The organism is Streptomyces sp. SAS_281 (assembly GCF_052542855.1).
The window spans coordinates 1-4986 of sequence record NZ_JBMNDO010000218.1; the positions used below are offsets into that span (position 1 = coordinate 1).

The 4986-nt window shown below is 72.8% G+C and carries 2 protein-coding genes and 1 pseudogene; 1 reads left to right on the forward strand and 2 read right to left on the reverse strand.

The genetic code is table 11. From position 1 onward, the window contains the following. Positions 1–266 precede the first annotated feature (266 nt). Together ACN6LM_RS37465 and ACN6LM_RS37470 are read right to left on the reverse strand one after the other, a co-directional pair. Positions 267–920, reverse strand: a pseudogene (locus ACN6LM_RS37465) (thioesterase II family protein); the annotation flags it as partial. A gap of 20 nt (positions 921–940) precedes the next feature. Then, positions 941–2254, reverse strand: a complete 1314-nt coding sequence (locus ACN6LM_RS37470) for a cation:proton antiporter domain-containing protein (RefSeq protein WP_445069893.1) — start codon at positions 2252–2254, stop codon at positions 941–943. A 363-nt stretch (positions 2255–2617) separates the two neighbouring features. Between ACN6LM_RS37470 and ACN6LM_RS37475 the strand changes: the two genes are divergently transcribed. Next, positions 2618–4939: a non-ribosomal peptide synthetase gene (locus tag ACN6LM_RS37475; RefSeq protein ID WP_445069894.1), complete on the forward strand. Its 2322-nt coding sequence runs from the start codon at positions 2618–2620 to the stop codon at positions 4937–4939. Positions 4940–4986 lie beyond the last annotated feature (47 nt).

The following is a 4986-nucleotide window of genomic DNA, read 5'->3' on the forward strand; positions in this document are numbered from 1 at the left end:
GTCCGCGTTGCCCCGCTGGGTGCGCACGGAGACCCAGCGGTCGGCGGGGCGGACGGGGTGCAGGGTGGAGCGGGTGCCCCGGGCCAGCGTCCAGTGGAACATCAGCGGCTCTGACGCCCCCGGCCGACGCGGTGAAACCGGTCCGGCACCCCGACGCCCCCTCGCCGTTCTCCGCGTCAGGTGCCTGCCGCCCATGCTCCGGTCAGCAGGCGAAGCAGTTCCGGCGGCGCCTCCACGAAGCGCTCGTGCCCGCCGGGCAGCACCTCGAAGACAGTCCTGGCGCAGTGCTCCCACCCGACTGTGTGCTCCGGCGGAACTTCCACGTCGTCGCCCCAGCCGATGGCGGTGACCGGGCAGTCCAGCCGGACGGGCTCCGGCACGACGTACCGGCGGCACACCTCGACGTCGGTGCGCAGCACTCGGGTGTAGAGGGCGATCAGCTCCGGGTGCGGCACCTTGCCCGCCGCCCGGATGGTCTCGGCCAGCTCGGCCGCCAGCGCCGCGTCGTCCATGTCGAGCATCCGCCCGACCGGTCCGTCCTGCGGGGCCACCTGCCCGGAGACGAACACCCGCTCCGGCAGCGGCAGTCCGGCCCGCTGCAGCTGGACGGCGGTCTCGTATACGGCCAGTCCGGACCAGCAGTGGCCGAAGAGCGCGTAAGGCGCGTCCAGGTACGGGCGCAGGCCGGCCACCAGCTGCGCGGCGAGCTCCTGGAACGTGTCCGGCATCGGGTCACCCCAGCGGGTGAGGCGCCCGGGCAGCTCGACGGGCAACAGGTCGACCCCGCCGGACTGCTCCGGCCAGGGGTCGAAGATGTTGGCCCCGCATCCCGCGTGCGGGATCAAGAAGACCCGCCGGCTTCGGGGGGAGGTCGGCAGGCGCAGCAACCACGGGGTGGCCGCGGATGTCCGGACGTTCATCCAAGGTCTCCAGAAAGGTCTCAGGGCTGCTTCTCGGGCAGCGTGGAACGGTGCGGAAGGGCGGATTCAGCGTCCGGGGCGGCTGTCCGTCCCAGGGCCTCGATGTCCCGGCGCACCCGGTCGGCCGGGTAAACGAAGCGCAGTACCACCCCGGCCATGGCGGTGGTCACCAGCGCCATCACCACCATGTACGAGTACAGGCGCTGGTCCAGCACACCGGCCTGGAGGCCCACCGAGAGCACGATCAGCTCGGTCAGCCCACGGGTGTTGATCAAGGTGCCGAGCACCACGGCGTGCCGGCGCCGCAGGCCGGACAGCCGGGCTCCGGCGAAGCCACCGCCGAACTTTCCCCCCACCGCCACCAGCAGGATCAGGCCCAGCTCACCGACGGCCGTCAGATCCATGGAGGACAGGTCCACGTCGAGTCCGGCGATCACGAAGAAGACCGGCAGCAGCACGATCGAGCAGGCCCGCTCGGCCAGGGGCAGCACGACGCGACGCAGCCCGACGGCCCCTTCCCCGGGAAGCACCGCGCCGAACAGGAAGGCGCCGAAGATCAGGTGCAGCCCGATCCGGTCGGTCGCCATGGCCGACAGCCAGAGCCCGCCCGCGACCGCCACCAGCACGGCCGCCCCGGCCGCCCGGCTGCCCGGCCGCCCGGCTCTGCGGGCCGTCAGCCCGGCCAGCGCCGGCCGGACGACACCCAGCATGACCAGCACGTAGGGCACCGCGAGCGCCACTGTCCAGAAGTCACCGACGGCACTTCCGGCCACAGCCGTCGCAACGGCCAGCAGTGACCAGGCCGTCACATCGTCCATGGCGGCGATGGCCAGCGCGACCCCGCCGATCGGCGTCCTGATCAGGTTCATGTCGGTGAGGATGCGGGCGAGTACCGGGAAGGCGGTCACGGACATGGCGGTACCGAGGAAGAGGACGAAGGCGGTGCGGCTCCCGGTCGGGTGGCTCTCCCACAGGTGGAGCGCCAGCAGCACGCCCAGGCCGAACGGCACCACGGTCGAGCCGAAGGAGACAGTGGCGGCCAGCCGGCTCTTTCCGGTCAGCAGACCGCGCTCCAGCCCGAGACCGACCAGGAACATGAACAGGCAGACGCCGACATCGGCGACGAGTTTCAGAGCGGGCCTGGTCCCGGGCGTGAACAGCAGCGGGCCCGAGTCGGACCCGTGCAGGAAGACCGGCCCGAGCAGCAGGCCGCCCGCGATCTCTCCGATCACGGCGGGCTGACCCAGTCTCCGGGCCAGGGCTCCGAGCAGGCGGGCCGCGGCGACGATCACCACCAGTGCCATAACCAGCATGCCGACTGTGGACGGGGACATCCGAAACTCCTTCGCGGTACGCCCCGCGAACCCGGCGGTACGGACCGGCCTGGCGACGGGCTCGGAGGCGGGTTCCAGGTGGGGCCGCCGTGGTGGGCCGGGCGCCGCTGCCCAGGGCATCGGGTTGCGGCGAGGCGCACGGCCCACGGCAGCGCGGGCCACCGAGCGGACGCCTGCATGCACCCGTTCGGAGGAGGCCCGGCCGGTGACCGACCGTAGGCCGGGGCGGCCGAGCCGTGGAGTCACGTGATCGGGCGACGGTCCTGCCGCGGTCCACAGAACCGGGGACAGCCCCGCCACTTGTTCCCTTGCCTCCCTTCTTCGTTTACTTCAGTCGCGACAGCCTCTGCCGTAGGAGCACCAGTGATCCATCAGCGACCCGCCGCCGCCCCCACCGCCGCCTCCGAGGAGTGCATTGGTCCCGTCACCGTCCCGGCCGGTACCACCAACGGCCTGCGGGCTCTGGCGGAGCAAGCGGGAAGCGACGGCTTCACCACTCTCGTCCGGGCCGCGTCCGTACTGGTCACCCTGCTGTCGCGCCCGGGCTCGCCGCTGCGGGCCCAGGTGATGCGGGATTCGTCCGCCCGCGGCACCGTCCCGGTCGACCCGGACGCCGCCTTCCGCGACCTGCTGCGGTCGGAGGCGGGCGCCGAGGCCCCCGAGGACGGGGCCGGGGGCCCGTTCCACGTCTCCTTCGTGTTCTCCGAGGACGGCCGGCGGCTGTACGCCGAGGGCACCGCTCCCACGGCCGACGGTCCAACCGTCCGGTGCTGGATCCGCACCTACCTGCACCTCTTGGACCTGCTGGTCCGGTACCCGGACCGGCCGGTCGCCGAGCACCCGCTCGTGGACGACGCCGAGCGCACCCGAATCCTCACCGGTCTCAACGCCTACCGCGACCACACGCCGCGGTTCGGCAGCATGACCGAGCCGTTCGAGCTGCAGGTCGCCCGCACCCCCGACGCGGTGGCGCTGGTCGACGAGGCCGGCACCACCCTGACGTACCACGAGCTCAACGAGCGGGCAAACCGGCTGGCCCGTCACCTCCGCGCGGACGGAGCCGTACCAGGTGCCAGGGTCGGGGTCTGCCTGCAGCGGGGCATCCCGCTGGTGGTGGCGGTGTACGCGGCGGTCAAGGCCGGCTGTGCATACGTCCCGCTGGACACCCAGCTGCCCGACGCCCGGCTCGTCCACATGATCGAGGAGTCCTCCCCCACCCACATCCTGACCGACCCGGCCTGCCGCGGCCGCGTCCCGGCCGGTCCGTGGCGGGTGGTCGACGTGATCGCCGACCGGGCGGACTGGGCCGGGCGCGACGGAACCGACTTCCCCTCCGGCGCCGCCCCCGACGATCTGTTCAACCTCTTCTACACCTCCGGCTCGACCGGCCGGCCCAAGGGTGTCGCGTATCCGACCGACGGAGCGCTGGCCCACCTGGACTGGATGCAGAGCCAGTACCCCTACCGCCCGGGCGATACCGCGCTGTTCAAGACCTCACCGGGCTTCGACGTGTCGATCTGGGAGATCTTCTGGCCGCTGTGGCAGGGCGCCCGACTGGTGGTCTGCGCCCCCGACAGCCACGGTGACGCCAGACACCTGGCGCGGCTGGTCGAGAACCACCGTGTCAGCACACTCTTCCTGGTACCCACTGTGATGACGCCCTTCCTCGAACACGTGGACCCGGCCCGGGCAACCGCACTGCGGTGGGCACTGTGCGGCGGTGAGCCGCTCACCCCCCGCGTCCGCGACCGCTTCTACGACACCCTGCCCGGCGCCACCCTGGTGAACGTCTGCGGTCCGACCGAGGCCGGCACCGTGGTCGACATGCCAGTGCTCCCGGCCCCGGGCACCCGGGTGCCGCTCGGCCGCCCCGAGAGCCACTTCCGGATGCTGGTGCTGGACGAGCGGCTGCGGCCGGTCCCGATCGGCATGCCGGGCGAGGCGTACGTGGCCGGCCGGACCGGACTGGCCCAGTGCTACTGGCGCTCCCCCGGCCGCACCGCGGAACGCTTCGTGGCCGATCCCTACGGGCCGCCGGGGGCTCGGATGTACCGCACCGGCGACCTGTGCCGGTACGACGACGACGGGGTGCTGGAACACCTGGGGCGGATCGACCGGCAGGTGAAGATCCGCGGCCTGCGGATCGAACTCGGGGAGATCGAGGCCGTGCTCGCCGAGCACCCCGCGGTTGAGGACTGCGCTGTCGTGCCGGGCAGCGAGCCGGACCGGCTGGTCGCCTTCGTGGTGCCGGCCGCCCAGAGCTCTGGCGGCCTGGACGCCGCGGCGATCCTCGCACACTCGGCGGCCCACCTGCCCGCGCACATGCGGCCGGAACGGATCGCCCAGGTCCCCGCCATTCCGGCCACGGTCAACGGCAAGCTGGACACCGCTGCCCTGCTCAAGCACCTCCCGGACGGCGCCGGTCACCGGCCCGGGCGCGTCGTCGAACCGCCCGCCGACGAGCTGGAGGCAGCCCTGGTCGAGCTCTACGGCCGGCTGCTGGACCGCTCGCCGGTCAGCGTGCTGGACAACTTCACCGACCTGGGCGGCCACTCGATGCTCGCGTTCGAGCTGCTGGACGAGTGCGAGCGCGCGGCGCTGCCCAAGCCCGACGTGGTCGCGCTGCTCACCGGGACCCTGCGCGAGGCGGCGGACTCGATCCGACGGACCGCGGCCCTCGGCTGAACCACCGACGGCGGCCGGGGGTCCGCCCTCCACATGGAGGGCGGACC